Origin of the sequence: Pseudomonas capsici, from assembly GCF_017165765.1 — a bacterium.
Lineage (GTDB): Bacteria > Pseudomonadota > Gammaproteobacteria > Pseudomonadales > Pseudomonadaceae > Aquipseudomonas > Aquipseudomonas capsici.
This window is the reverse complement of record NZ_JAFGZD010000007.1, coordinates 208,425-231,219: the sequence shown is the minus strand read 5'-3', so window position 1 is coordinate 231,219 and position 22,795 is coordinate 208,425. Positions and strand designations below refer to the sequence as shown.

25 protein-coding genes are annotated in these 22,795 nt (G+C 57.6%); 14 read left to right on the top strand and 11 right to left on the bottom strand.

The window, feature by feature from the left end; all coding sequences use genetic code 11:
- Positions 1-49 precede the first annotated feature (49 nt).
- Positions 50-724 carry a glutathione S-transferase family protein gene (locus tag JSY17_RS12465; RefSeq protein ID WP_117180669.1) on the bottom strand — a complete coding sequence of 225 codons (675 nt, stop codon included), beginning with the start codon at positions 722-724 and terminating at the stop codon, positions 50-52.
- A gap of 176 nt (positions 725-900) precedes the next feature.
- Between JSY17_RS12465 and JSY17_RS12460 the strand changes: the two genes are divergently transcribed.
- The 3 genes from JSY17_RS12460 (at position 901) to JSY17_RS12450 (ending at position 4,651) form a co-directional block, all read left to right on the top strand.
- Positions 901-1,176, top strand: a complete 276-nt coding sequence (locus JSY17_RS12460; RefSeq protein WP_117163738.1) for a hypothetical protein — start codon at positions 901-903, stop codon at positions 1,174-1,176.
- 194 nt (positions 1,177-1,370) lie between these two features.
- A complete protein-coding gene (locus JSY17_RS12455; RefSeq protein WP_025257964.1) occupies positions 1,371-1,619 on the top strand; it encodes a TIGR02647 family protein in 249 nt (82 codons plus the stop codon).
- A 185-nt stretch (positions 1,620-1,804) separates the two neighbouring features.
- Positions 1,805-4,651 (top strand): class I adenylate cyclase, encoded by a 2,847-nt coding sequence (locus tag JSY17_RS12450; RefSeq protein ID WP_206401832.1) that lies wholly within the window; start codon positions 1,805-1,807, stop codon positions 4,649-4,651.
- A 43-nt stretch (positions 4,652-4,694) separates the two neighbouring features.
- Here the strand turns inward: JSY17_RS12450 and rnk are convergent, their stop codons facing one another.
- The 3 genes from rnk to cyaY all read right to left on the bottom strand — a co-directional run bounded on the left by rnk (position 4,695) and on the right by cyaY (position 5,817).
- Entirely contained in the window at positions 4,695-5,102 is a 408-nt protein-coding gene (gene rnk / locus JSY17_RS12445; RefSeq protein WP_122372026.1) for a nucleoside diphosphate kinase regulator, read from the bottom strand.
- 137 nt (positions 5,103-5,239) lie between these two features.
- On the bottom strand, positions 5,240-5,485 hold the full coding sequence (locus JSY17_RS12440; RefSeq protein ID WP_200998077.1) for a DUF1289 domain-containing protein: 246 nt from the start codon (positions 5,483-5,485) through the stop codon (positions 5,240-5,242).
- Complete coding sequence (gene cyaY / locus JSY17_RS12435) at positions 5,485-5,817, bottom strand: iron donor protein CyaY (RefSeq protein WP_206401831.1); 333 nt, start codon at positions 5,815-5,817, stop codon at positions 5,485-5,487. Before cyaY ends, JSY17_RS12440 begins: the two co-directional genes overlap by 1 nt.
- A 217-nt stretch (positions 5,818-6,034) precedes the next feature.
- Between cyaY and lptM the strand changes: the two genes are divergently transcribed.
- Genes lptM through JSY17_RS12405 form a run of 6 tightly spaced genes read left to right on the top strand, consistent with a single transcriptional unit; the run spans position 6,035 to position 10,611 of the window.
- The gene (gene lptM, locus JSY17_RS12430; RefSeq protein ID WP_117163743.1) at positions 6,035-6,181 is read left to right on the top strand and encodes an LPS translocon maturation chaperone LptM; all 147 of its coding nucleotides are present in this window, start codon (positions 6,035-6,037) and stop codon (positions 6,179-6,181) included.
- A gap of 9 nt (positions 6,182-6,190) precedes the next feature.
- Entirely contained in the window at positions 6,191-7,438 is a 1,248-nt protein-coding gene (gene lysA / locus JSY17_RS12425; RefSeq protein WP_206401830.1) for a diaminopimelate decarboxylase, read from the top strand.
- Between the two features lie 4 nt (positions 7,439-7,442).
- Positions 7,443-8,273: a diaminopimelate epimerase gene (gene dapF, locus JSY17_RS12420; RefSeq protein WP_117163745.1), complete on the top strand. Its 831-nt coding sequence runs from the start codon at positions 7,443-7,445 to the stop codon at positions 8,271-8,273.
- Positions 8,274-8,286: 13 nt separating this feature from the next.
- Complete coding sequence (locus JSY17_RS12415) at positions 8,287-9,021, top strand: DUF484 family protein (RefSeq protein ID WP_117163746.1); 735 nt, start codon at positions 8,287-8,289, stop codon at positions 9,019-9,021.
- A gap of 2 nt (positions 9,022-9,023) precedes the next feature.
- Positions 9,024-9,923: a tyrosine recombinase XerC gene (gene xerC / locus JSY17_RS12410; protein WP_117180477.1), complete on the top strand. Its 900-nt coding sequence runs from the start codon at positions 9,024-9,026 to the stop codon at positions 9,921-9,923.
- A complete protein-coding gene (locus JSY17_RS12405) occupies positions 9,916-10,611 on the top strand; it encodes an HAD family hydrolase (RefSeq protein ID WP_206401829.1) in 696 nt (231 codons plus the stop codon). The genes xerC and JSY17_RS12405 overlap by 8 nt, the downstream gene beginning before the upstream one ends.
- A 114-nt stretch (positions 10,612-10,725) precedes the next feature.
- On the opposite strand, the gene sutA is transcribed toward JSY17_RS12405, so the two are convergent.
- The 4 genes from sutA to glnK all read right to left on the bottom strand — a co-directional run bounded on the left by sutA (position 10,726) and on the right by glnK (position 13,534).
- Positions 10,726-11,058 carry a transcriptional regulator SutA gene (gene sutA, locus JSY17_RS12400; protein WP_117163749.1) on the bottom strand — a complete coding sequence of 111 codons (333 nt, stop codon included), beginning with the start codon at positions 11,056-11,058 and terminating at the stop codon, positions 10,726-10,728.
- Positions 11,059-11,156: 98 nt separating this feature from the next.
- Positions 11,157-11,582 (bottom strand): secondary thiamine-phosphate synthase enzyme YjbQ, encoded by a 426-nt coding sequence (locus JSY17_RS12395; RefSeq protein WP_117163958.1) that lies wholly within the window; start codon positions 11,580-11,582, stop codon positions 11,157-11,159.
- Positions 11,583-11,824: 242 nt separating this feature from the next.
- Positions 11,825-13,162, bottom strand: a complete 1,338-nt coding sequence (locus JSY17_RS12390) for an ammonium transporter (protein WP_117163750.1) — start codon at positions 13,160-13,162, stop codon at positions 11,825-11,827.
- A 33-nt stretch (positions 13,163-13,195) separates the two neighbouring features.
- Positions 13,196-13,534, bottom strand: a complete 339-nt coding sequence (gene glnK, locus JSY17_RS12385; protein WP_002555808.1) for a P-II family nitrogen regulator — start codon at positions 13,532-13,534, stop codon at positions 13,196-13,198.
- A gap of 422 nt (positions 13,535-13,956) precedes the next feature.
- Here glnK and JSY17_RS12380 point away from each other — a divergent pair, with 422 nt between their 5' ends.
- Genes JSY17_RS12380 through JSY17_RS12370 form a run of 3 tightly spaced genes read left to right on the top strand, consistent with a single transcriptional unit; the run spans position 13,957 to position 16,176 of the window.
- Positions 13,957-14,220 carry an accessory factor UbiK family protein gene (locus JSY17_RS12380; protein ID WP_117180479.1) on the top strand — a complete coding sequence of 88 codons (264 nt, stop codon included), beginning with the start codon at positions 13,957-13,959 and terminating at the stop codon, positions 14,218-14,220.
- Between the two features lie 25 nt (positions 14,221-14,245).
- Positions 14,246-15,160, top strand: a complete 915-nt coding sequence (locus JSY17_RS12375) for a papain-like cysteine protease family protein (protein ID WP_117180480.1) — start codon at positions 14,246-14,248, stop codon at positions 15,158-15,160.
- A 41-nt stretch (positions 15,161-15,201) separates the two neighbouring features.
- On the top strand, positions 15,202-16,176 hold the full coding sequence (locus tag JSY17_RS12370; protein ID WP_200997982.1) for a hypothetical protein: 975 nt from the start codon (positions 15,202-15,204) through the stop codon (positions 16,174-16,176).
- Positions 16,177-16,202: 26 nt separating this feature from the next.
- On the opposite strand, the gene JSY17_RS12365 is transcribed toward JSY17_RS12370, so the two are convergent.
- Complete coding sequence (locus JSY17_RS12365; protein ID WP_117185822.1) at positions 16,203-16,745, bottom strand: hypothetical protein; 543 nt, start codon at positions 16,743-16,745, stop codon at positions 16,203-16,205.
- A gap of 375 nt (positions 16,746-17,120) precedes the next feature.
- Between JSY17_RS12365 and JSY17_RS12360 the strand changes: the two genes are divergently transcribed.
- Together JSY17_RS12360 and JSY17_RS12355 are read left to right on the top strand one after the other, a co-directional pair.
- Complete coding sequence (locus JSY17_RS12360; protein ID WP_206401828.1) at positions 17,121-18,044, top strand: CAAX protease; 924 nt, start codon at positions 17,121-17,123, stop codon at positions 18,042-18,044.
- Positions 18,045-18,200: 156 nt separating this feature from the next.
- Positions 18,201-19,694: a YifB family Mg chelatase-like AAA ATPase gene (locus tag JSY17_RS12355; RefSeq protein ID WP_206401827.1), complete on the top strand. Its 1,494-nt coding sequence runs from the start codon at positions 18,201-18,203 to the stop codon at positions 19,692-19,694.
- 167 nt (positions 19,695-19,861) lie between these two features.
- Here the strand turns inward: JSY17_RS12355 and JSY17_RS12350 are convergent, their stop codons facing one another.
- Complete coding sequence (locus tag JSY17_RS12350) at positions 19,862-20,518, bottom strand: hypothetical protein (RefSeq protein ID WP_206401825.1); 657 nt, start codon at positions 20,516-20,518, stop codon at positions 19,862-19,864.
- 186 nt (positions 20,519-20,704) lie between these two features.
- Positions 20,705-22,681, bottom strand: a complete 1,977-nt coding sequence (locus JSY17_RS12345; protein WP_122372036.1) for a methyl-accepting chemotaxis protein — start codon at positions 22,679-22,681, stop codon at positions 20,705-20,707.
- Positions 22,682-22,795: the final 114 nt, after the last annotated feature.

Sequence of the window (22,795 nt, the reverse complement as noted above, 5' to 3'; positions counted from 1 at the left end):
GCTGAGGGTACAAATTGTGTGGGAGCGGACTCATCCGCTCCCCACACGTTCAGCCAGCCTTGCGCCCTACCGCCTGCACACGCGCCAGGAATGCTGGCAGCTCGGCTTCCCTGTCGTCCGCTACCCGTTGCACATTCGGATTGAGCGCCAGACGCTCAAGCAGAGCCCGCGCGCCCGGCATATCCCTCAACAGATCCAGACCAAACAGTTTCTCTGCGACCTGATGGGCAAGATCGACGCTGTAAAGAAAATACAGATCCGCCAGAGTGAAGTGCCTGCCCGCCACATAGGGAGCAAAACGGGCACGCTGGGCCAGGGCCTGAAACCCCTTGAGCAAGTCCCGGCGAGCCTTGGCCTTGAGGTCCTCGGGAGTGGGCCGCCCGCCGAAGAATACCTCGACGTAACACAGCCGCGCCGGCAACTCGATATACAGTTCGATTTCCTTGGCGACGGTCCAGACCTGAGCGCGGGAGAATGGGTCCTCGGGAAGCAGTGCGCGACCGGGCTGGGTTTCCTCGATGTAACGCAGGATGACATCCGTCTCACTGATGAAACCCTGGTCGGTTTCCAGTATCGGCACCTTGCCTCGTGCACTGATCGCCAGTACCTCGGGATTCTGGCATCCATGCAGCGCAATCACTTCAAAGGGCAGTTGCTTCTCCAGCAGCGCCAGCTTGACCATATTGAAATAATTGCTTGCGGCAAAACCATAAAGCTTCAGCACGTCGGCCTCCATGACCATTAAGTTTTGTGTGCCGGTACTTTATATATTTGTCCAGAAATGTCAGTGGGTTAAGCACCCCTTACATAACTTAAAGACCGCTCTGACAGACAGGCCCCACCGAAGCCGACACGGTAAAAGAATCCAGTTAAACTGCCCCTCTTCACTGAGGATTTACCATGACCGACACAATCGATAACGATGAAGAAGAGTTCACCGCATCGACCCTGATCGAAGCGATTGAAAACCAGATCGAGGCGGATAATCCGCCAGCTGCCAAGGCCACCTACAACAAGCTGACGCTGGTTGGCTATGAGCGTGAAGACATCCTCGAATTGATGGCTCATGTGCTGGCAATCGAGATTGATGCCATGCTCGAAGAAGATCGGCCATTCAATACCCAGTGGTACGAAACCGCTCTGCGCGCCCTGCCGGAACTGCCACCCGAAGCCTGACTTCCGATATTCCGGCAAGAGATATGCTGCAAAGACTTCAGGCACTGGCTACACTGCAAAAGCCCCTCTGCCACTCAACCCGTGGGGCTTTCCTGCAAGCTGGCGTAAACGGTCGTACAGAACCGACGTGTCAAACAGCCTTGTCGATTCTGTAACCCTCACGATCCAGCCAACTAAAAAAGTCTGGAGTCCTTATGTCGTATACCCCTGAGCTGGTTGCCGAACTGGAAATCCTTGCACTGTTCAATCTGGGTAATACCCAGGAAGGCCTCAAAGTCCACCATGTGGCCGCCCCGACAGCCATTGCGGCTGCCAAAAGACTCTTTGAAAAAGGACTGACCACCCAAGTCGATGGTGGCTATCTGACCAGTCTCGGGCTTGAAGCTGCCGAGCATGCCCAATCGCTGCTGACCATCCTGAACGTCTCCGAAGAGGCCGCCTGAAAAGCCGCCGGGCCTGTCGCGCAAACAAAAAGGTGCAGCAGGCCCTCCATTTATGGGAATGTAAGCCGATAGAAAACCGGCGTCAGAATAATAACCCTACCGTGCATGTATCCTCTTGGGCTGTAGTCTTCTTCGCCATCTGCTAACCACTTCAACGCCTGCGCAGGCCAGATGCTTGAGTTGCGATGACGCGTAATCCTGAAATTCGTCCCGACCTGGATGAGGGCATCGACCGCAAGGTGCTCAGCCAGCTACGTAACCGCTTCCTGACTCTCAATGACGGGCGGTATGCCCGTGCCATGGAAGGGCTTTCGACGCGCCAGCAGAGCGTGCTGACGCTGCTGCCACTATGCTTTCATGTCAATCATCCACTGCTGCCCGGCTATGTTTCCGGCAGCACACCCGCAGGCGTCTCTCATTACGAGCCCGATGCCCTGGCGCTGGCAGAAGCACAGCGGCTGACCCGCTCCTTTTCCTACAAGGCCCGCCACGGCAATCCACCACAGCCCATCCACGGCCTGTTCCTGATGGGCAGCCTCGGAACCCTGGCCCAGGCCGAGCAGAGCGATATGGACGTCTGGGTCTGCCACGACTCGGATCTGGCCCCGGAAGCCATCGCCGAGCTGCGCAGGAAGTGTCAGGCGCTGGAAACCTGGGCCGAGTCCATGGGGGCAGAAGCGCATTTCTTTCTGATCGACGCGCAACGTTTCCGGGCCGGAGATCGCGACACCCAGCTCAGTTCCGATGATTGCGGCACAAGCCAGCACTATCTGCTGCTGGATGAGTTCTACCGCACCGCCATCTGGCTCGCCGGTCGTACGCCCATGTGGTGGCTGGTGCCGGTCTATGAAGAAGAACGCTACGCCGAATACACCCACACGTTGCTGTCCAAACGTTTCATTCGCGCCGACGAAGTGCTCGACCTTGGCCCCATGACCCACATTCCGCCCGGCGAATTCATCGGCGCGGGGCTCTGGCAACTGTTCAAAGGCATCGAATCGCCTTACAAGTCCGTCCTCAAGCTGTTGCTGATCGAGGTCTACTCCAGCGAGCACCCACGCGTTCAGTGCTTGAGCCTGCGCTTCAAGCAGGCCGTATTCGCCAACAGACTGGACCTGGACGAACTTGACCCTTACATGGTCGTGTACCAGCGGATCGAAGAGCATCTGCAGGCCCGCGGCGAATCGGAGCGGCTGGAGCTGGTACGTCGCAGCCTGTATCTGAAGGTCAACAAAAAGCTTACCGGCCCGGCTCGCCAACGCAGCAATAGCTGGCAGCGCCTGTTGCTGGAGCGCCTGACCCGGGAATGGGGCTGGGATGAACGACAACTGGCGCTGCTGGACAGTCGCAGCCAGTGGAAAGTCCGGCAGGTGGCCCATGAACGCCGCTCGCTGGTCAACGAGCTGAATTACAGCTATCGCTTCCTGGTGCAGTTCGCCCGCACGCAAAACGCACCCAACGCCATCACGGCCCGCGATGTCAGCGTGCTGGGCCGACGCCTGTATGCCGCCTTCGAACGCAAGGCCGGCAAGGTCGAGTTCATCAACCCGGGCATCGCACCCGACCTGGCTGAAGACACGCTGACACTGGTGCATTCGCCCAACAAACGCGAGCCGGGGAAAAACCAGTGGGCCTTGTATAACGGCAACCTGGGCGTTCAGGAATGGCAGAACTTCTCGCCCATCAAGCGCAGCCGGGAGCTGCTAGAACTGCTGACCTGGTGCCATCGCAATGGCGTGATCGACACCAGCACCCGACTGGCCTTGCATCCGGGCTCCAGCGATCTGAGCGAGTTCGAGCTGTTCAATCTGCTGGGAGCCCTGCAACAGACGATCCCGCTGCCACTGAGCGAAGTCAGCGACGAATACCTGCTCAAACCCAGCGTGCCCAATGAAATATTGCTGCTGGTGAACGTGGGCGTCGATCCGCTCAGGCACCATCGCGATCTGAATATCCTGATGACGACCGAGCGCACCGACTCGCTCAGCTATGCAGGCGTGCGGGAAAACCTGGTGCTGACGCTGGATCAGATCACTCTCAACAGTTGGAACGAAACGCTGGTCAGCCGCTACGACGGGCCTCATGCGCTGCTCGACTGCATGAGCGAACTGCTGAGCAATCTGCCCGAGGGCGATAATCAGCCGCGTATACGTGTACGCTGTTTCTGCCACAACCGCGCTCCAGCCATCGCGCAGCGGGTCGAAGAACTGATCAATACCGCCCAGTTGCTGCTCGCCAGAGGCCTGAACCATCGCTACCTGATCCAGGTGCAGCAGCAGTATCACGTGCTGAAGATGACTCCCGGCCAAGTGGGTCATGTGGTGGTCAACAGTCTGGCGGGGCTGTTCAATTATCTGGGCGAGGAATCGCCGCTCTACAGCCCGCTGCATCTGGACCCGCAAGCCCTGGACGATCACGATCTGGCGCTGATCCTGCCCTATGGGCAGCCGGAATGTATCCAAGTGTTCTATCGGGTCAACGAGCCGGACGCCGACCTGTATGTGCTCGACGAACACAATGCGCTCTGGCATCAGCGCTTGCCCTATCACGACGAACAGAGCCTGCTGTTGCCTCTGCAGCGTTTCTTCCATTCACTGGTTTATCGACGCGGCGCATCCCTGCCACTGGATAACCCGGCAGAACCCGTCTTGCTGGACATGCTGTATTACCAGGTATTGCCATCAGGCGCAGGCCGCGCCCGACGCATCGAAACCCGCCCCGCACCGACCGCTGCGGACAAGCCGTACTACGACGTACAGGCGATTATCGAAGAAACCTCGCCGGGCCAGTTGAACGTCACGCTGTATTGCGACAACAGCGAGTTCTCGGAACTGGAGCATGGCGACCAACTGTTTGCCGTGGTTGCCCAACAGATCCTCGAACGCCGTCAGGAACCGCAACGCTACCGCTGCTACATCACCGACCTAGACCTCTCAGGCCTGCTCGATGATGGACACGGGCAAAGCATCCTGTTCCTGCGGCACAAGGCAGAGCTGGAAAAGGCCCTGAACGAGGAGATGGAAAGGCAGTAGCTACAAGCTACAAGTCAAAAGCTTGCCGCTTACAGCTTGTAACTTAAAACTTACCTCCCTCCGCCTCCGGCTGAGATTCCACCGCCAGCAGGGTGAGCTTGAGGGTCTTGCCGCCAGGGGCTGGCCAGTCGATGTGTTGGCCGACCTGCAGGCCCAGCAGGGCCGAGCCTACCGGGGCCAGGACCGAAACCGTGCCTTCGGCACCCGCGTCCTGCGGGTAGACCAGTTTGAGGTGATAATCCTTGCCACTGCCCTCCTCACGACAATGCACACGCGAATTCATGGTTACCAGCCCGGCAGGCACTTCATCGTGACCGACGATCTGTTCGGCACGGTCCAGTTCGGCCTGCAGGGCCTCGATGCCAGGGCTGGACTGCGTCTGGCTATCGATGAGGCGCTCAAGACGCTGGACATCGAGCCGGGTGAGGATAATGGAAGGTGCGGTGTTCATGATTCGGGCAGTCTCCTTTCTTCTGCGCAACAAAAGCAAAACCCCGCCGATCCGGCGGGGTTTTGACAGGCCTCTCTATCTAGAGAAGCAGGTTCTGACATTAACATCAGCCAATAAATACACAACCCGACAAGGCGTTAGCCTGCGATGCGGCTCTCCTCGGCAAGCATCCGGCGCTGGTCGGCATTGCGACAAATCTGTCGGCGTCGGTCATCGTCGGCCGAGCGCCATTCGCGAATGTCTTCCACATGACGAAAACAGCCCAGGCAGACTTTCTGCTCGTCGAGCCGGCACAGGCTGACGCAGGGCGAAGGCACGGCAGGACTGACGTTGCTGAACAGCGGCTTGGGTGGCCGGACGGGTGCGGTGTTGTCGGTCACGATCAGATCTCGTCGAAATCCAGCTCGACACCAGCCTGCTCCTGAGTGATGCGTACCAGCATCTCGCTCAGCAACTCGTCGCTGCTGTCGCATACCCAGCGGCTGGTTTCTTCGTCGTAGTCAAAATGAAAGCCACCCCCACGCGCAGCCAGCCAGAGCTGACGCAACGGCTCCTGGCGACTGAAGATGAGCTGGGTGCCGTTCTCGAACTTTACGGTCAGTACGCCAGCAGAGTTTTCAAGGTCCAGATCCAGATCGCTCTCGTCGAAAATGTCTTCCAGCGCTTGCTGGGTAGCATCCACCAGATCGTGAAAACGGGCTTTGGTCAAACTCATTACGGGAACCTCGAAAAAATTTCTGCTTATGACACAGGGTCGCAAGATACGGACGCCGCAAGGCAAATGCAAAACATACCCGCCAGACGCGCCCTGTAGCCGTTCATGGCGAACGATAACGTCAAGGGCCCGCCGGACGGGTGGGAACCTGCATAGGCAAGCCGCCGGGTGGCCGGTATACTCGGGCGCAATTAATGCTTTTACAAAGGATTTCGCCATGAAGCGCCTGATCTCTTCGCTTGCTGCGCTCGTCGCGGTCGCTTGTCTTGTCACTGCGTGCGGCCAGAAAGGCCCGCTCTACCTGCCCGATGACAACAAATCATCCGACGAACAAGCCAAATCGCAATCGCACAAGCATCTTTAAGGGAATTACATGGACGCCTTCAACTACCGCGACGGTGAGCTGTTCGCGGAAGGAGTAGCCTTGTCTGCCATTGCCGAGCGTTTCGGCACGCCGACCTATGTCTATTCCCGCGCTCACATCGAAGCGCAATACCGTGCCTACGCCGACGCCCTGAGCGGCATGCCGCATCTGGTGTGCTTCGCCGTGAAAGCCAACTCCAACCTGGGCGTACTCAATGTCCTGGCGCGTCTGGGTGCCGGTTTCGACATCGTTTCCCGTGGCGAACTGGAGCGTGTGCTGGCAGCCGGTGGCAAAGCCGACAAGATCGTGTTCTCCGGTGTCGGCAAGACCCGTGAAGACATGCGCCGCGCCCTTGAAGTCGGGGTGCACTGCTTCAACGTCGAGTCCACCGACGAACTCGAGCGCCTGCAGGTCGTGGCGGCCGAACTGAACGTTCGTGCTCCGATCTCTCTGCGGGTCAATCCGGATGTGGATGCGGGCACTCACCCGTACATTTCCACCGGCCTCAAGGAAAACAAGTTCGGCATCGCCATTGCGGACGCCGAAGACGTCTACGTTCGCGCCTCGCAGTTGCCGAACCTGGAAGTCCTGGGTGTCGACTGCCATATCGGCTCGCAACTGACGACCCTGGAACCCTTCATCGATGCACTGGACCGCCTGCTGGATCTGGTGGATCGCCTTGGCGACTGCGGCATCCACTTGCGTCATATCGATCTGGGCGGCGGTCTGGGCGTGCGTTATCGTGACGAAGAGCCACCACTGGCGGCCGACTACATCAAGGCCGTGCGCGAGCGCCTTGCCGGGCGTGACCTGGGGCTGATGTTCGAACCGGGCCGCTTCATCGTGGCCAATGCCGGCGTGCTGCTGACTCAGGTCGAATACCTCAAGCACACCGGGCACAAGGATTTCGCCATCGTCGATGCGGCCATGAACGACCTGATCCGTCCGGCGCTGTATCAGGCCTGGATGGATGTCACGGCCGTGCGCCCACGTGATGGTGTGGCACGCACCTATGACATCGTCGGCCCGATCTGCGAAACCGGCGACTTCCTGGCCAAAGGCCGCGATCTGGCCCTGGCGGAAGGCGATTTGCTGGCTGTTCACTCGGCCGGTGCCTATGGTTTTGTCATGAGTTCGAACTACAACACCCGTGGCCGTACCGCCGAAGTGCTGGTGGATGGTTCACAAGCCTTTGAAGTGCGTCGTCGCGAAACCGTGACCGAGCTGTTCGCTGGCGAAAGCCTGCTGCCGGAGTAAACCCATGCTGCTGCGTTTTACCAAGATGCATGGGCTGGGTAACGACTTCATGGTCCTGGACCTGGTGAGTCAGCACGCGCATATCTTGCCCAAGCACGCCAAACAATGGGGCGACCGGCATACCGGTATCGGTTTCGATCAGTTGCTGATCGTCGAAGCGCCGAGCAACCCGGACGTGGATTTCCGTTACCGGATCTTCAACTCCGACGGCTCCGAAGTGGAGCAGTGTGGCAACGGTGCCCGCTGCTTCGCGCGATTCGTGCTGGACAAGCGCCTCACGGCCAAGCGCCAGATCCGCGTCGAGACCAAGAGCGGCATTATCGAACTGGATGTCCGCAACGACGGGCAGATCAGCGTCGACATGGGCCCGCCACGCCTGGCTCCACAGGATATTCCGTTCACGGCACCCGCTCAGGCACTGAGCTACAACGTCGATGTCGACGGCCAGAACGTCGAGCTGGCTGCAGTTTCCATGGGCAACCCCCATGCGGTCCTGCGGGTGGACGACATCAACGGCGCGCCGGTACATGAGCTGGGTCCGAAAATCGAACATCACCCGCGCTTCCCGGCACGGGTCAATGTCGGCTTTCTTCACGTCATCGATCGTCAGCGTGCGCAGTTGCGCGTCTGGGAGCGCGGCGCGGGTGAAACCCAGGCCTGCGGCACCGGTGCCTGTGCTGCTGCCGTCGCGGCCATCAGCCAGGGCTGGATGGATTCGCCCCTGTTGATCGACCTGCCCGGCGGACGCCTGTCCATCGAGTGGGCAGGTCCGGGGCATCCTGTCATGATGACAGGCCCGGCAGTACGGGTTTACGAAGGCCAAGTTCGTTTATGAGTGAGCAAATGCGATGACCGATCAGCCTCCGGCTTCAACCGAAACCACCAGCGAATCGCCTGCCGATAGCGCAGTGCCAAACCTTGAAGCAGAGGCGGTTATCGCTTTCCTGCTCAAACAACCGGATTTCTTCGCCGAGCACGACGAATTGCTGGTGTCGATGCGCATCCCTCACCAGCGCGGCGATACCGTCTCGCTGGTCGAGCGGCAGCTCAAGCTGCTGCGTGAACGCAATATCGAAATGCGCCATCGGCTTTCGCAGTTGATGGATGTCGCCCGCGACAACGACCGCCTGTTCGAGAAAACCCGCCGCCTCAACCTCGCCATGATGGACGCCACCAGCCTGGACGAACTGATCATTGCGGTGGAAGACAGCCTGCGTCAGGAATTCAAGGTGCCCTTTGTCAGCCTGGTGCTGTTCAGTGACAACCCGATGCCCATCGGTCGCTGGGTCAGCAGTGCCGATGCGCAGAAAGCCATTGGCGGCCTGATCGGCGAGAAAACCGTGTGCGGCGCATTGCGCGAGCATGAACTGACCTTCCTGTTCGGCGAAGAACAAAGCAAGGATGTCGGTTCCACCGCCATCGTGACCCTGAATCATCTGGGCCTGCACGGTGTACTTGCCATTGGCAGCCGCGATCCGCAGCACTATAAAAGCTCGGTCGGCACCCTGTTCCTCAGTTATATCGCTGACGTTCTGAGCCGCCTGCTGCCACGCTTCACTCACTCGCTACGCTCGGTTCGCTAGGCATGGAACAGCATCTGGACGCCTACTGCACGCACCTGCGCAGTGAGCGTCAGGTGTCGCCCCATACGCTGGAAGCCTATCGGCGCGACCTGAACAAGGTGCTCGAATTCAGCAGGAAATCCAGCATCTCCAGCTGGGCGGACCTGGATATCCAGCACCTGCGCAGCTTCATTGCCCGCCAGCATCAGCAAGGTCAGTCTTCACGCAGCCTGGCGCGCATGCTGTCGGCGGTGCGCGGACTCTACAAATACCTGTGCCGCGAAGGCCTGTGCGAACACGACCCGGCCAATGGCCTGGCACCGCCCAAAGGCGAAAAGCGACTGCCCAAGACCCTCGACACCGACCGCACTTCGCAACTGCTGGACGGCGCAGTCGAGGATGATTTTCTGGCTCATCGCGATCAGGCCATCCTGGAACTGCTGTATTCCTCGGGGCTGCGCCTGTCAGAGCTTACCAGCCTGAATCTCGATCAACTGGACCTGCGCGACGGGCTGGTTCAGGTGCTCGGCAAAGGCAGCAAGACCCGTGTGCTTCCGGTGGGCAGCAAGGCCCGTCAGGCGCTGGAAACCTGGCTGCCTCTGCGCGCCCTGGCCAACCCGCAGGACGATGCGGTATTCGTCAGCCAGCAAGGCCGACGACTGGGGCCAAGGGCAATCCAGCTGCGGGTCAAGACTGCCGGGGAGCGCGAGCTGGGGCAAAACCTGCACCCGCACATGCTGCGCCATTCCTTCGCCAGCCACCTGCTGGAATCCTCACAGGATCTGCGCGCCGTGCAGGAGCTGCTTGGCCACGCCGACATCAAGACTACGCAAATCTATACCCACCTGGACTTTCAACATCTGGCCAGCGTGTACGACAGTGCCCACCCCCGTGCCAGACGCAAAGGAACTGCCGATGATTAAACTCATTACCTTCGATCTTGATGACACCCTCTGGGACACGGCTCCAGCCATCGCCAGTGCCGAAACGGTGCTACGCAACTGGCTGGGCGAGCACGCGCCCCGGCTCGGACCATTGCCGATCGAACACCTGTGGGAAATCCGTTCACGCCTGATCGAAGCCGAACCGACCCTCAAGCACCGCATCAGTGCCCTGAGACGCCGGGTGCTGTTTCATGCCCTGCAGGACGCGGGGTATGAAGCTTCACTGGCACAGGAGCTGGCCGACGAGAGTTTTGAAGTGTTCCTGCATGCCCGGCATCAGGTGCAGATCTTCCCGGAAGTGCAGCCAACCCTGGAAATCCTCGCCAAGACCTTCACCCTGGGCGTCATCACCAACGGCAATGCCGATGTACGCCGCCTGGGGCTGGCGGACTACTTCGCCTTCGCCCTGTGCGCCGAAGACCTGGGCATCGGTAAACCCGACCCGGCCCCGTTTCTCGAAGCGCTCAAGCGCGGCAATAGCGATGCCGCCAACGCCGTCCATATCGGCGATCACCCCAGCGACGACATCGAAGGTGCCCAGCGCGCCGGTCTGCGGGCCATCTGGTACAACCCGCAAGGCAAGGTCTGGGAGCCCGAGAAAAGACCGGACGCCGAAATCAGCAGCCTGACCCAGTTGCCCGAGGTACTGCAACGCTGGAGCCTGTAGGAGCAATCGAGCGGCGCTCCGCTCATTCGCGAATGAATTCGCTCCTGCAAAAAGCATCGCCCAAGAAAAAGCCCGCAGCGACAGCGGGCTTTTTCTCATACGGCCATTGCCCCCTTAGATAGGGCGGCTACCGTATTTGTTGTCCGGCTTCTTGGGCGGATCGGCGACCACATTGGCCTCCACTTCCTGCACCTTGCCACCACGGGCGAGGAATTCTTCCATCGCACGGGCCAGAGCATCACGCTCTTTGTTCTTGGCTTCTACACTGGGAAGCTCATCGACCGAAACTGCAGCCTTGGACTTGCCCTTGGCAGGAGTAGCCGAGACTTCAGCACCATCATCAGAGTCGGCAGCGTCGTCTTCAGGAGCAGCAGCAAGCTCCTCGCCGTCGTCCTCACCTTCCAGATCGTCTACCAGATCGTCGTTATCGTTGTCGTCGTCGCTCATGTTCTACCTCATGACTTGCGAAAGCAGATTAGTTATAGCCCAGCAGCCCTGAAAATCGAAGGCTGTCGGAAAAAATTCAACACCGCTGAAACCAGCGGTCATGTCCATTCACCCTGGAGGGTTGCAAGGACATTGCGAGCACCGCCAGCCTCTCGATGCTCACCCAGATAAACACCTTGCCAGGTGCCCAACGCCAATCGCCCAGCCGTTACCGGTAAAACCAACTGGCAGCCTAACAAACTGGCCTTGAAATGCGCCGGCAAATCGTCAGGACCTTCGTCGTTATGTTCATATCCGGCAGTACCCTCTGGGACCAGACGGCTGAAAAAGCGTTCGAAATCACGACGTACCGCCGGGTCGGCATTCTCGTTGACGGTCAACGAAGCCGAGGTATGTTGCAGCCACAAATGCAGCAATCCGACTCGACAACCCCGCAGTTCAGGCAAACCTGCAAGTATCTCGTCCGTCACCAGATGAAACCCGCGGGGCCTGGCCCGGAGGGTAATCCTGGATTGATGCCACATACCGTTCTCCGCACGTTCGGCGCGCATTCTAACTCGACTGAGAAAAAAGCAAAGCGCGCAATAAACAAGCCGATCCACAAGTTAACGATCATCTCTGTGACAGCATCAAGGCCGCTGCACCGATAAGCCGCGATCATCGCTAACGACACAGACAATGGAAGCTGTAATGCGCGGATGGTTCACAAAGTCGCGATAAAAAAAATGCCCGGGGATACCGGGCATTCTTCTGCAGCTACGGCTGATTACAAGTTGTAGCCACGCTCATTGTGTTGTGCAAGGTCCAGACCCACAGACTCTTCTTCGTCGGTCACACGCAGACCGATGACCACGTCCAGCACCTTGAGGATGATGTAGGTCACGATTGCGGTGTAGATGACGGTGAAGGCTACGCCCTTGAACTGAATCCAGACTTGAGCGCCGATGTCGGTCACAGTACCGAAACCGCCCAGTGCAGGAGCAGCGAACACGCCGGTCAGGATCGCGCCGACGATACCGCCGACACCGTGAACGCCGAATGCATCCAGAGAGTCATCGTAGCCCAGCTTGCGTTTAAGGCTGGTTGCACAGAAGAAGCAGATCACGCCAGACGCCAGACCGATGATCAGGGCACCCATCGGGCCTGCTGTACCGGCAGCCGGAGTAATGGCAACCAGACCGGCAACCACACCCGAAGCGATACCCAGGGCACTTGGCTTGCCGTGAGTCAGCCACTCGGCAAACATCCAGCCCAGGGCGGCGGCAGCGGTAGCGATCTGGGTTACCAGCATGGCCATACCGGCAGTGCCGTTTGCAGCAGCAGCGGAACCGGCGTTGAAGCCGAACCAGCCGATCCACAGCATGGCTGCACCGATCAGGGTGTAACCCAGGTTGTGCGGAGCCATCGGGGTGGTCGGGAAGCCTTTACGCTTGCCCAGCACCAGACAGGCAACCAGACCAGCAACACCGGCGTTGATGTGCACGACAGTGCCGCCTGCGAAGTCCAGAACGCCCCAGTCCCACATCAGGCCACCGACGCCGCCCCAGACCATGTGGGCGATTGGCGCGTAGACCAGAGTGAACCAGATGGCCATGAAGATCAGCATCGCGGAGAACTTCATGCGTTCTGCGAAAGCACCGACGATCAGGGCCGGAGTGATGATGGCGAAAGTCATCTGGAAGGTGACGAACACCGCTTCAGGGAACAAGGCCGCAGAACCGGTGATGCTCGAAGGCGTGATACCTGCCAGGAACGCCTTGCCCAGGCCACCGAAGAAGGAGTTGAAGTTGACGACGCCAGCTTCCATGCCCGTTGTGTCGAACGCAAGGCTGTAGCCGTAGACGACCCACAGGATGCTGATCAGACCGGTAATGGCAAAACACTGCATCATCACGGAAAGAACGTTTTTGGAGCGGACCATGCCGCCGTAGAACAGGGCAAGACCGGGGATGGTCATGAACAGCACCAGCGCGGTGGCTGTCAGCATCCAGGCGGTGTCACCTGAGTTGAGAACGGGGGCTGCCACTTCGTCCGCCGCCATGGCCAGGCCAGGGGTTACGAGGGACAACAGGGCTCCTAGCCCTGCGAATTGACGCAGAGTCATATTGTTTACTCCTGGGGCGTGGGGTTTGGCGGCTTAAATGGCGTCGGTATCGGTTTCGCCGGTACGGATGCGTATAGCCTGTTCCAGATTCACAACAAAAATTTTGCCGTCCCCGATCTTGCCGGTGTTGGCAGCTTTGGTGATGGCCTCGATGACACGATCCAGATCCTTGTCATCGATAGCGACGTCGATCTTCACTTTTGGAAGGAAGTCGACTACGTATTCAGCACCGCGATACAGCTCGGTGTGTCCCTTTTGGCGACCGAAACCTTTAACCTCGGTAACAGTGATGCCCTGCACGCCGATTTCGGACAGCGACTCGCGCACGTCGTCCAATTTGAACGGCTTGATGATGGCAGTGACTAGCTTCATGAAAACTTTCTCCCGAATTGGTGGACTTGCCCCAGGAAAACAAACCCGACTCAAGTCTAAGCGCAGTGCCTGGCTTTGTAACGCGTCGGAGGCCAGTTAAAGGCCCGACCAACTCCAGAAAACCGCTTCTGACGAAACACATCCCCGCTCCGCCTGCCGCACTGCATTCGTCACAGCGACTGCATCAGTGCATGGGTCACAAGCCATTAAGCAGAAAGCTTGCCATCTCGTGAATATTCATCAAATACAGGGCCTTGAGCACTTTTTCAGCCGCCTGAGCCATTTTGTCCACCACACAACGCACAACTACAGTGCACTCGTGCACGCCCCCGCGCTCAATAACTGTGCATTGCCGATGCACTGAAAATGACTATAGATGCTGCGTGCTACACTGCCGCCCATCTGATACAGGAAAAAACATCATGCTCGCGCCCAAAGCTTTCCTCGATGCCCTGAGTGGCCACGCCTCCCGCCTGTTCAACGGCGAAACCCCACTGCCCCGCAACGAATTCGAAACCCAGTTCAAGGCCCTGCTGCAAAGCGGCTTCAGCAAACTGGATCTGGTCAGCCGCGAAGAATTCGACAGCCAGATGGCCGTACTTGCCCGTACGCGTGCTCGTCTCGAGGCGCTGGAGGCGAAGGTGGCGGAGATGGAAGAGAGGATTGGGGCGGCGGGTCAGGATTGAGAAATCACCCTCGCAAGGAAACCATATGGCCATTCTGTACAACATACCGAGGATAGGCGCAGGTTCTCCCAATAAATGGGGACAACGAGGGCCGACATGCTGGTATTACGTGTCCAAAACGTTGTTGAAGTTTCATGACATGATTCAGCCGGCAAGCGAGCACTATGAGAGTTTCAAGACCATGCACGAGTTGCGAAGCGTCTTGACTCAAATGGGGGAACTGGAACCCAGCGGAAATCGTAATGACAAGAACATTGTCATTGATCGGCTAGCGACAAGAAGTCATGAAACCCTTCGAAAAATCAATGGACGATCTCAAGCCCTGGCTCAGTTGCGACGAAAGCTGAGAACCGCATCTGCTGCCTCAACGCACAGACTTCAACAGCACATAGACACACTGGAAAAACTGCTTGAAGGGAATCGCACTGAGCATCCACGCAGAATCGCAGCCATTGAGGCGTTACGTAGCTACGAAGATAACGACCTGTCCAGAGCAAAAATATTTGAATCCTTTTTCCCGGATGGCACATTCAGGATTGTGCAGGCAGATGTCTGGAGTGGCGATAAATTCACACCGGAGCTTCTGGAGGAGTGCCTGGCTAACTGGGGCCCCTGCTATGCAGGTGGTGAGTTTTCCGTCAAAACGATAGATCGTTCAGGCGCAGATACTAAAGCTGGGGACCGGGTGGTAAATGTTTCTGAGTTTCGCACTGGCAGTGCACATGCAATTGTCATAGCAGGCATCGATGGCAATACCGTCTACTACAAAGACCCCAATCATTCCGATGAGCTGGCGACTTGCTCTTTCCAGCACCTGGCCAAACATATCAGCAAGGCAGATAACCGATTGTTTATCGCTGTCAATTGTACACCCGACCCTCTGACCGGACGCTGTTCGCACATGAAAACGAAAGCTCTGGTTCGCCCGGATTGGGAGTAAGCGCCATAACAATCAGCGTACACAACCCTGAGCAGGCAGGCATGACAACGTTCCAATTTCACGATGACCTTGACGACGCCAGGGCTTACTCAGCGACCCTGGCACTTCATAGACTGGAACTTGGGCACCGTAGCTTCCTTCCTCAACCTGCCGATTTGACGGGAACGGTCACTTTTATCCGTTATGGCAATAAGTGCTATGCCGTCACGGCCAAGCATGTCGTGGAGTATCTGGCCAAGCAGGCAGCAGCAAGCCACCAGCCACTTCGCTATATATGCCCGGCAAACAAGGGGCTGATGATCAGAGGACCATTCTTGTTTGCCCCTCGGGACTTCGCAGACAATCAACCTGACGTAGCCATCACCCCGATCGACGAAGCTTCCTTGCTGAGATTCGGCAAGCGGCCCTTCGTGATACAGGAGCAGGATCCTGTCTGGCCACTGCGCTATGCCATGGCAACGGGGTTCCCGACCGCTGAAAAACAGGATACGGCGGATCGATCAGGCAAGACCCGACTGAGCATGGGATTCGTTAGAGCTATAGCAGCGGGCAATGGTGCCGATGGCAGACACCACAGCGTAACGTTCTACAGCGATCTCGACTCGCTGCCTCCCATTACAAAGCTGAGCGGGATGAGCGGCGGACCGGTGTTCTGGTCAGACAGTAAGCGTTACGGCCTTGTCGGCTTCGTAAAGGAAGCACTGGAGCAGGATGGCGGCGAAGTGACCAGCGACACGCCCAAGGTCCACTTCGTGGTGCAAAGAGTCGATAGCTTCATTCTGCGTGACTGGATTAATCACGTAGAGAGAAACTGGCCTCGCGAAAGAGAAAAGCAGGATGCCCAGGAAGCCCTTTTCTTCAAGAAGGCAGAAGAGAAGAGCCAACGTGATCTACAGGAATTTCTCAGACGTTCACGCCAGAATCTCGCTTATCGCGAGTGGCGCGCCAGACTGAAACCGGGTGAGCGGGCTCCACGCAAAAGAAACTACGAGAAGTACTTTCCCGAGTGGTTTTGAAAATCAGGTAAAGGGTTTGATCGAAACTATCCGGCAAACCCCACCACCTGAATAAAGACAGCCCAACCACCGAGCAGAATCCAGAAAACCGCGAAAATCCAGGGCGTGCGCATCGAAAAGAGCAGCGCCTTGCGATAGCCCTTGTGCGTCGACTCATGTTCATTGAACAGCGGCGACTCGTCATACGCGATCCCCATGATCGGCTCACTGCGCAACAACTCGCTTTGCTTGTAATGCCAGTGATCGATGATGTCGTAGGCCGCACGAATCCCCGGCCAGGCATTCAACGAACTCAACGCCCCCAACAACGCCAGAAACGGCGGCACAAACATCGTGAACAGCTTGCCCCATTCCGGATTGAGATTGGCCATGCAGGAAGCGAAAGCAATCACCAGAAAGGATTGCGCCGTCAGGTAGGCATCCGTCCGGTTGGCCAGGATGGTGGTTTCGTACTGAATCTCTTTGCGGTAGAAATCCAGACGATCCTTGGGAGATCCGAACATCTTGGCATCGTGTTCGGTGGCGTTTGGACCTGCGTCTGCGGTATGGGAAGTCAGAATTATGGGCAAGGGTCGTAGTCTCCATCCTGGTGGCCTTGAATGGAGAGGGACCGGTGTGGGGCCAGGGTGTTCAGCGGACTTTACAAAAGGTGGATGAAAGGTTCAGGAAAAGCCTAGATGCCGCACTGCCTCAAGGTTTTGATAGGATCTTTTGGTGGGGGCTGCCGTGAGCCTAGGCAGAGCATCATCAGATATGAGCTGACCATTGCCCAGAAACGAAAACCCCGGCTCGAGGCCGGGGTGGGTGTTTCGTGGTCTTTGCAGTGAGTCGTAAGCTTTTGCTCATTGGAGCTCATTGCCAACCTGGAAACCAATGCTATGAGCAGTTGACAGTCGTGTCAACCCAACTTTATACAGGCCCCTCGCAGAGAGGGAAGTCTGAGTATGCCGCACAACATCCAGTATAGACCGTTGCTGATTGATGAACTGATCAGCTCACACAGAATTGCCAGCTACAGCAAAGTATTTTCTACACAAAACGACGCAGAGCTGGTTGGTGCGTACCTGTGGAACTCACATGTTTGCGCAGCACTCTACCCGCTACTCAGCGCGGCAGAAGTAACTCTCAGAAACTCCATAGATACAGCCTTGACGGCTGATCTTGGAAAATTCTGGTGGAGGAAAGGAACGCTACGGTACAAGAGCTTCACCCTTGGAACTACTAAAGCACCATACCCAGTGGAGTTCTTGGCTGGGAATTTTTTGTCGGCCTTCAAAGCGGCCCAGAAAGAGCGATCCAAACGCACCGGCAAGCCTTTCAAAGGCACCCCAGACCATCACGAAATCGTATCCAAAACGGACTTTTCGACATGGGAGTTTATTCTTGAAAATGAGTATATGGGGAACAACCTTATCTGGCCGAAGAACCTAGGCACGGTGTTCAGAGGAACCTGGCCCACAAGCTCTGCTGCAAACATGCTCGCCCAGTGCAAGGATCGCGTCTCACTCGTCCGAAACTTCCGTAACCGTGTGTTCCATCATGAGCCTGCATGGAAGCGCTTCGGGGTAACTAATGAGCAGCAGGCGGTGGTTCATTTGCATGAGAAAATCGGAAAAATCAACGAGCTGATTTCATGGATTTCTCCAGAAAAAATCGACCTACTTGAGAAAAGTGGAGTGATCCGAACCGCATATCGGGCGTGCTCAGTAGCTGAGATTGCACGATTCAAATATCAGTCCAAGACAAGCACGGTCAACAGCATGGCAAAGCTCATCAAAATTGCTGAAGCGGCCAGTGTTGGCAACGAGGTTGTCAAAATCGCAGTCTATGGGAAGCGCAAGGCGATCTACACCATGCAGCCAGCCTGATCCCCAAAGCGAACAGCCGGAGTTCAGCTTGTCAGTCCGACTGCCAGAAACGTGGGCCACGAAACAAACAGTACAAATCCCCCTCTCCCACCCCACTCAAACCCCATCTATCCTTCCCGACACCGCAGGAAGCGGCTCTCGTTATCAAGGAAGATCATGTCTCTCGCCATCGTCCACAGCCGCGCCCAGGTTGGCGTGGAAGCACCTGCCGTTACGGTAGAAGCCCATCTGGCCAACGGCCTGCCGACCCTGACGCTGGTGGGGTTGCCGGAAGGTGCAGTCAAGGAAAGCAAGGATCGGGTGCGCAGCGCCATTCTCAATTCGGGGCTGGATTTTCCGGCGCGGCGGATCACGCTCAATCTGGCTCCGGCGGATTTGCCGAAGGATGGTGGCCGTTTCGATCTGGCCATTGCGCTGGGGTTGCTGGGGGCCAGTGGGCAGTTGCCGTTGCTGGCGTTGCAGGATGTGGAGTGTCTGGGCGAGTTGGCGTTGTCGGGGGCGATTCGGCCGGTTCAGGGGGTGTTGCCTGCGGCACTGGCGGCCAGGGCGGCAGAGCGCACACTGATCGTACCAGCGGCCAATGCCGAGGAGGCGTGTCTGGCTTCGGGGTTGCGGGTCATTGCCGTGAATCATCTGCTGGAGCTGGTTGCGCATTTCAATGGGCGCACGCCCATCCCGCCTTATCAGAGCAGTGGGCTTTTGCATCAGCCCAAACCTTACCCGGATCTGAGCGAAGTTCAGGGTCAGACCGCGGCCAAGCGCGCATTGGTGGTGGCGGCAGCCGGGGCGCATAACCTGCTTTTGAGCGGCCCGCCGGGCACAGGAAAAACCCTGCTCGCCAGTCGCCTGCCCGGTCTGTTGCCGCCACTGGATGAGTACGAAGCGCTGGAGGTGGCGGCGATTCAATCGGTGGCCAGTCAGGTGCCACTGAGCAGTTGGCCGCAGCGGCCTTTCAGGCAACCCCATCACTCTGCGTCGGGGCCGGCGTTGGTGGGAGGTGGCAGTAGTCCTCAACCTGGCGAAATAACATTGGCCCATAACGGAGTGTTATTTTTAGATGAACTACCCGAGTTCGACCGCCGCGTTCTGGAGGTTCTGCGCGAGCCACTGGAGTCCGGCCATATCGTGATTTCCCGGGCTCGGGACCGGGTAAGGTTCCCGGCGCGCTTTCAACTGGTCGCGGCCATGAATCCTTGCCCGTGCGGCTATATGGGTGAGCCCACCGGGCGGTGCCGCTGTTCGACCGAGCAGATACAGCGCTATCGCAACAAACTGTCCGGCCCGTTGCTGGACCGGATCGACCTGCATCTGACGGTCGCCCGCGAAGCCACGGCTCTCAACCCGACACCACAAACCGGCGACGACACTGCCAGCGCTGCAACCTTGGTCGCAAAAGCCCGTGACCGTCAGCAGCGACGCCAGGGCTGCGCCAATGCCTTCCTCGATCTGCCGGGGCTGCGCGAGCATTGTCCGCTGTCGGCGGAGGATGAAACCTGGCTGGAAACGGCCTGCGAGCGGTTGACCCTGTCGTTACGGTCAGCGCACCGGTTGCTGAAAGTGGCCAGAACCCTGGCGGATCTGGAACAGGAGGATGCGATTGATCGCAGGCATCTGGCCGAGGCGTTGCAGTATCGGCCTTCCAGCAATTGAGGTCGGTTTCTATGGCGGTTGTGTGCGGGAGACCCTCGGGTCTGCCGGTTACTCCTTACCGGTTCGCCAACCTGCATATAGCTGCCAACTTATGGCTTTGAAGCCTTTCAGGGCTGTCTCGGATCGATCGGTCCGAGACAGTTGAAAACCGTACCGGAGACATAGGCTCAGGGGGCGGTATTCTTCTTTATACAGGTCTTTCTTAATCTATCCAGTATATCGAGGAGCGTAGGCGGCTCTTTTCTCTCAAGCCTTTCTTTTTTAACTATTTCGACCTGCTTATGAGACGCATATGACATGAGAAGCCAAGTGATGCCCGTAATCAAACATAGCCACTTACCTGAGTCCAGCACATTTGCCATACCCCAATCCGCGAGCAAGTGATCTATATTGTAGAAAAATTCAAAATCAATCAGAAACCTGAGCAGAAAAGCCGAAAAGTAAAAAATAAAGAACGGCGCTGTTACCTTTTTGAACAACCGCATTGTCAAAAAGACGAAAATCCAGTTTCTTCGAAGGTAGGCCCAGAGAAAAAAAGCGCCGAATATCAATGGGATCATAGATACCAATAGGATCTCTACAGTCTCGGCCATCCAGTTCATGAGTCGGGTGATGAGCTCATTCAACCATGCCCAGCTAAAAAAGCTGAATTCCCAAGGAAAAGCAAAAACCCTTTTTATCCAGTCGGATAACATAGTCCATGCGATAACCAATACAACAGGAACAATAGCGAACAACAGCGACACCAACGTACTGCTCAACGCTTTGCGTGCAGCCCCGTGATCGAATGTTTTCAAGTAAGCAACGAACAGTCTTTTGAACAATTTAAACACTCCCTGGTTCACGTATGCTTATCCATAACAAATAGACAAGGCTCACCTTATCGGCACAATCTCCACCAGATTGAGATTTTAATCTGCGCACCATAGAAAACGCCCCGGCAGTTGGAGTGTTCCAACTGTCGGGGCGTCACCTTCGCGCTGAAGGGGTCACTTATGCGCTTTCAGACCTCACCGGAAGCGATCAACCTCTTGGCGCAGTTCAGCCGCCAGGGAGTTGAGTTCCTGGGCGGTGATTGCCAGGTTGGAGACCACTTCGCGCTGTTCGCTGTTGGCCATGGCGATGCTTTGCAGGTTGCTGCTGAGCATGGTGGCGGTGCTGCTTTGTTCTTGCGTGGCCGTGGTGATCGCGGCGAACTGATGGCCGGCGGAGCGGCTTTGTTCGTCGATCTGGGCCAGAGCAGCTGCAACCTTGGCGTTGCGTGACAGGCCGTCCTGCATCAGGGCATTGCCCTGTTGCATGGTGCTGATGGCATTGCCGGTTTCCTGCTGGATGCTGGTGATCATGCCGGAGATTTCGTCAGTGGCCTGACGGGTACGCGAAGCGAGGCTTCGGACTTCGTCGGCTACCACGGCAAAACCACGACCCTGCTCACCGGCACGGGCCGCTTCGATGGCGGCGTTGAGTGCCAGCAGGTTGGTCTGTTCGGCAATCGAGGTAATCACACCGACGATGCTGCCGATTTCCTGAGAACGCTGGCCCAGGGTATCGATCACGGTGGCGGTGCTGTTCAACGAGGTTGCGATCTGTTGCAGCGCAGACGAAGCCTCATCCATGGAAGTACGACCAATGCGAGTCTGCTGCGCGTTTTCCTGCGCCAGACGCTCGGTGTTCTTCATGTTGTCAGCGATGTTCAGAGAAGTCGCGCTGAACTCTTCGACCGCGCCCGCCATGCTGGTGATTTCACCGGACTGCTGTTCCATGCCTTCATAAGCGCCGCCCGACAGGCCGGACAACGCATGGGCACGGGTGCTCACTTCCTGGGCCGCGGTACGGATGTGGGAAACCATGTTCGACAGGGCTTCGCTCATCTTGTTGAAGCTGCCCGCCAGTTGCCCGATTTCATCGTGGCTGGAAACCTGCAGACGTACACTCAGGTCCCCGGATCCCAGGGCATCGGCCTGACGCACCAGCTCGGATAATGGACGCAGTTTGCTACGCAGCAGCCAGATGGCACCGCCAACAGCGATCAACATCGCCAACAGGCTGCCAATGGCAAGCTTGGTGCCTACGTTCCAGGTCACTTCGCTGATTTCGTCCCTTGGCATGCTGGCCAGTACCGTCCATGGTCCGCCGCTGAAGGGTTGACCCACGCTGTAGAAATCCTGCTCGCCATCGTGCCAGAAGCGGCCCTTGCCAGGATGCTTGACCACGTCAGCTACGGACTTGGCTGCATCATCCGGGGACTTGGCACCAGCCGGTGCGACCAGCCAGCGGTTTTGCTCGTCCAGCAATGCCAGAGAACCGGTCTTGCCGATACGGAAGTTTCTGAGGTTCTCGAATTGGGCTTTCTGGGCGTCGGTGTAATCGAAACCTACGAACAGAGCAGCAATGATCTTGCCGCTGCTGTCGCGAACCGGGCTGTACTGAGTCATGTAGTAGCGTTCGAACAACACCGCCTTGCCCACATACTCCTGACCGGCCATCAGGCGCTCATAGGCCGGGCCTTTGCGGTCAAGCACCGTGCCGATGGCGCGGGTGCCGTCCTGCTTGCTCAGGGACGTGCTGATACGGACGAAGTCATCGCCGCTGCGCACGAAAATGGTGGCGACACCTGCCGTCAGACGACGAAATTCATCGACCTCGGTAAAGTCGTTGTTCAGAGGGGTGTCACCCAGATACAAACCCGGGGTCTGAGTCCCGGCCACAGTGACGGGCTTGTCGGTCTGCAGGCTCAGGCCGCCAGAAAAACGCTTTTCAAACAGCCCGCTCAGGCGCTGCGTGCTGTCACGCAAGGTGCTGTGAAAAGTGTTGAGCTGGTCAGCGAGCAGACGAGCCTCACTGGACATGTGTTCTTCACGGATGACAAGGTTGGCAGCGTCCAAGGATCGCAAGGCGAAAAGAGTACTGCCGCTTATCACCACCGCAAGAATCACAGCCAAAGCAATACCGAGTTGCGAGGCAATCCGGGCACGGGGCTTGGACATAAAGGCTCCAGGCTGAATTATCGGGTTCGCCAACTCCCTGGCCGACCATCCAGCAAAATTCTAATGATTAGAGTGAACCGTTTTGAACAAACGGCCTTTTCAAGAGTAACTTCG

Bases quoted from the DNA above. Each gene is read 5' to 3' on its own strand.
- JSY17_RS12415 (WP_117163746.1), top strand. From the start codon at position 8,287: ATGACCGATCAGCCTCCGGCTTCAACCGAAACCACCAGCGAATCGCCT.
- JSY17_RS12395 (WP_117163958.1), bottom strand. From the start codon at position 11,582: ATGTGGCATCAATCCAGGATTACCCTCCGGGCCAGGCCCCGCGGGTTT.
- JSY17_RS12405 (WP_206401829.1), top strand. From the start codon at position 9,916: ATGATTAAACTCATTACCTTCGATCTTGATGACACCCTCTGGGACACG.
- xerC (WP_117180477.1), top strand. From the start codon at position 9,024: ATGGAACAGCATCTGGACGCCTACTGCACGCACCTGCGCAGTGAGCGT.
- JSY17_RS12450 (WP_206401832.1), top strand. From the start codon at position 1,805: ATGACGCGTAATCCTGAAATTCGTCCCGACCTGGATGAGGGCATCGAC.
- JSY17_RS12370 (WP_200997982.1), top strand. From the start codon at position 15,202: ATGACAACGTTCCAATTTCACGATGACCTTGACGACGCCAGGGCTTAC.
- JSY17_RS12455 (WP_025257964.1), top strand. From the start codon at position 1,371: ATGTCGTATACCCCTGAGCTGGTTGCCGAACTGGAAATCCTTGCACTG.
- JSY17_RS12380 (WP_117180479.1), top strand. From the start codon at position 13,957: ATGCTCGCGCCCAAAGCTTTCCTCGATGCCCTGAGTGGCCACGCCTCC.
- JSY17_RS12360 (WP_206401828.1), top strand. From the start codon at position 17,121: ATGCCGCACAACATCCAGTATAGACCGTTGCTGATTGATGAACTGATC.
- JSY17_RS12345 (WP_122372036.1), bottom strand. From the start codon at position 22,681: ATGTCCAAGCCCCGTGCCCGGATTGCCTCGCAACTCGGTATTGCTTTG.
- JSY17_RS12460 (WP_117163738.1), top strand. From the start codon at position 901: ATGACCGACACAATCGATAACGATGAAGAAGAGTTCACCGCATCGACC.
- sutA (WP_117163749.1), bottom strand. From the start codon at position 11,058: ATGAGCGACGACGACAACGATAACGACGATCTGGTAGACGATCTGGAA.
- JSY17_RS12390 (WP_117163750.1), bottom strand. From the start codon at position 13,162: ATGACTCTGCGTCAATTCGCAGGGCTAGGAGCCCTGTTGTCCCTCGTA.
- cyaY (WP_206401831.1), bottom strand. From the start codon at position 5,817: ATGAGTTTGACCAAAGCCCGTTTTCACGATCTGGTGGATGCTACCCAG.
- JSY17_RS12355 (WP_206401827.1), top strand. From the start codon at position 18,201: ATGTCTCTCGCCATCGTCCACAGCCGCGCCCAGGTTGGCGTGGAAGCA.
- JSY17_RS12375 (WP_117180480.1), top strand. From the start codon at position 14,246: ATGGCCATTCTGTACAACATACCGAGGATAGGCGCAGGTTCTCCCAAT.
- lptM (WP_117163743.1), top strand. From the start codon at position 6,035: ATGAAGCGCCTGATCTCTTCGCTTGCTGCGCTCGTCGCGGTCGCTTGT.
- rnk (WP_122372026.1), bottom strand. From the start codon at position 5,102: ATGAACACCGCACCTTCCATTATCCTCACCCGGCTCGATGTCCAGCGT.
- glnK (WP_002555808.1), bottom strand. From the start codon at position 13,534: ATGAAGCTAGTCACTGCCATCATCAAGCCGTTCAAATTGGACGACGTG.
- lysA (WP_206401830.1), top strand. From the start codon at position 6,191: ATGGACGCCTTCAACTACCGCGACGGTGAGCTGTTCGCGGAAGGAGTA.
- dapF (WP_117163745.1), top strand. From the start codon at position 7,443: ATGCTGCTGCGTTTTACCAAGATGCATGGGCTGGGTAACGACTTCATG.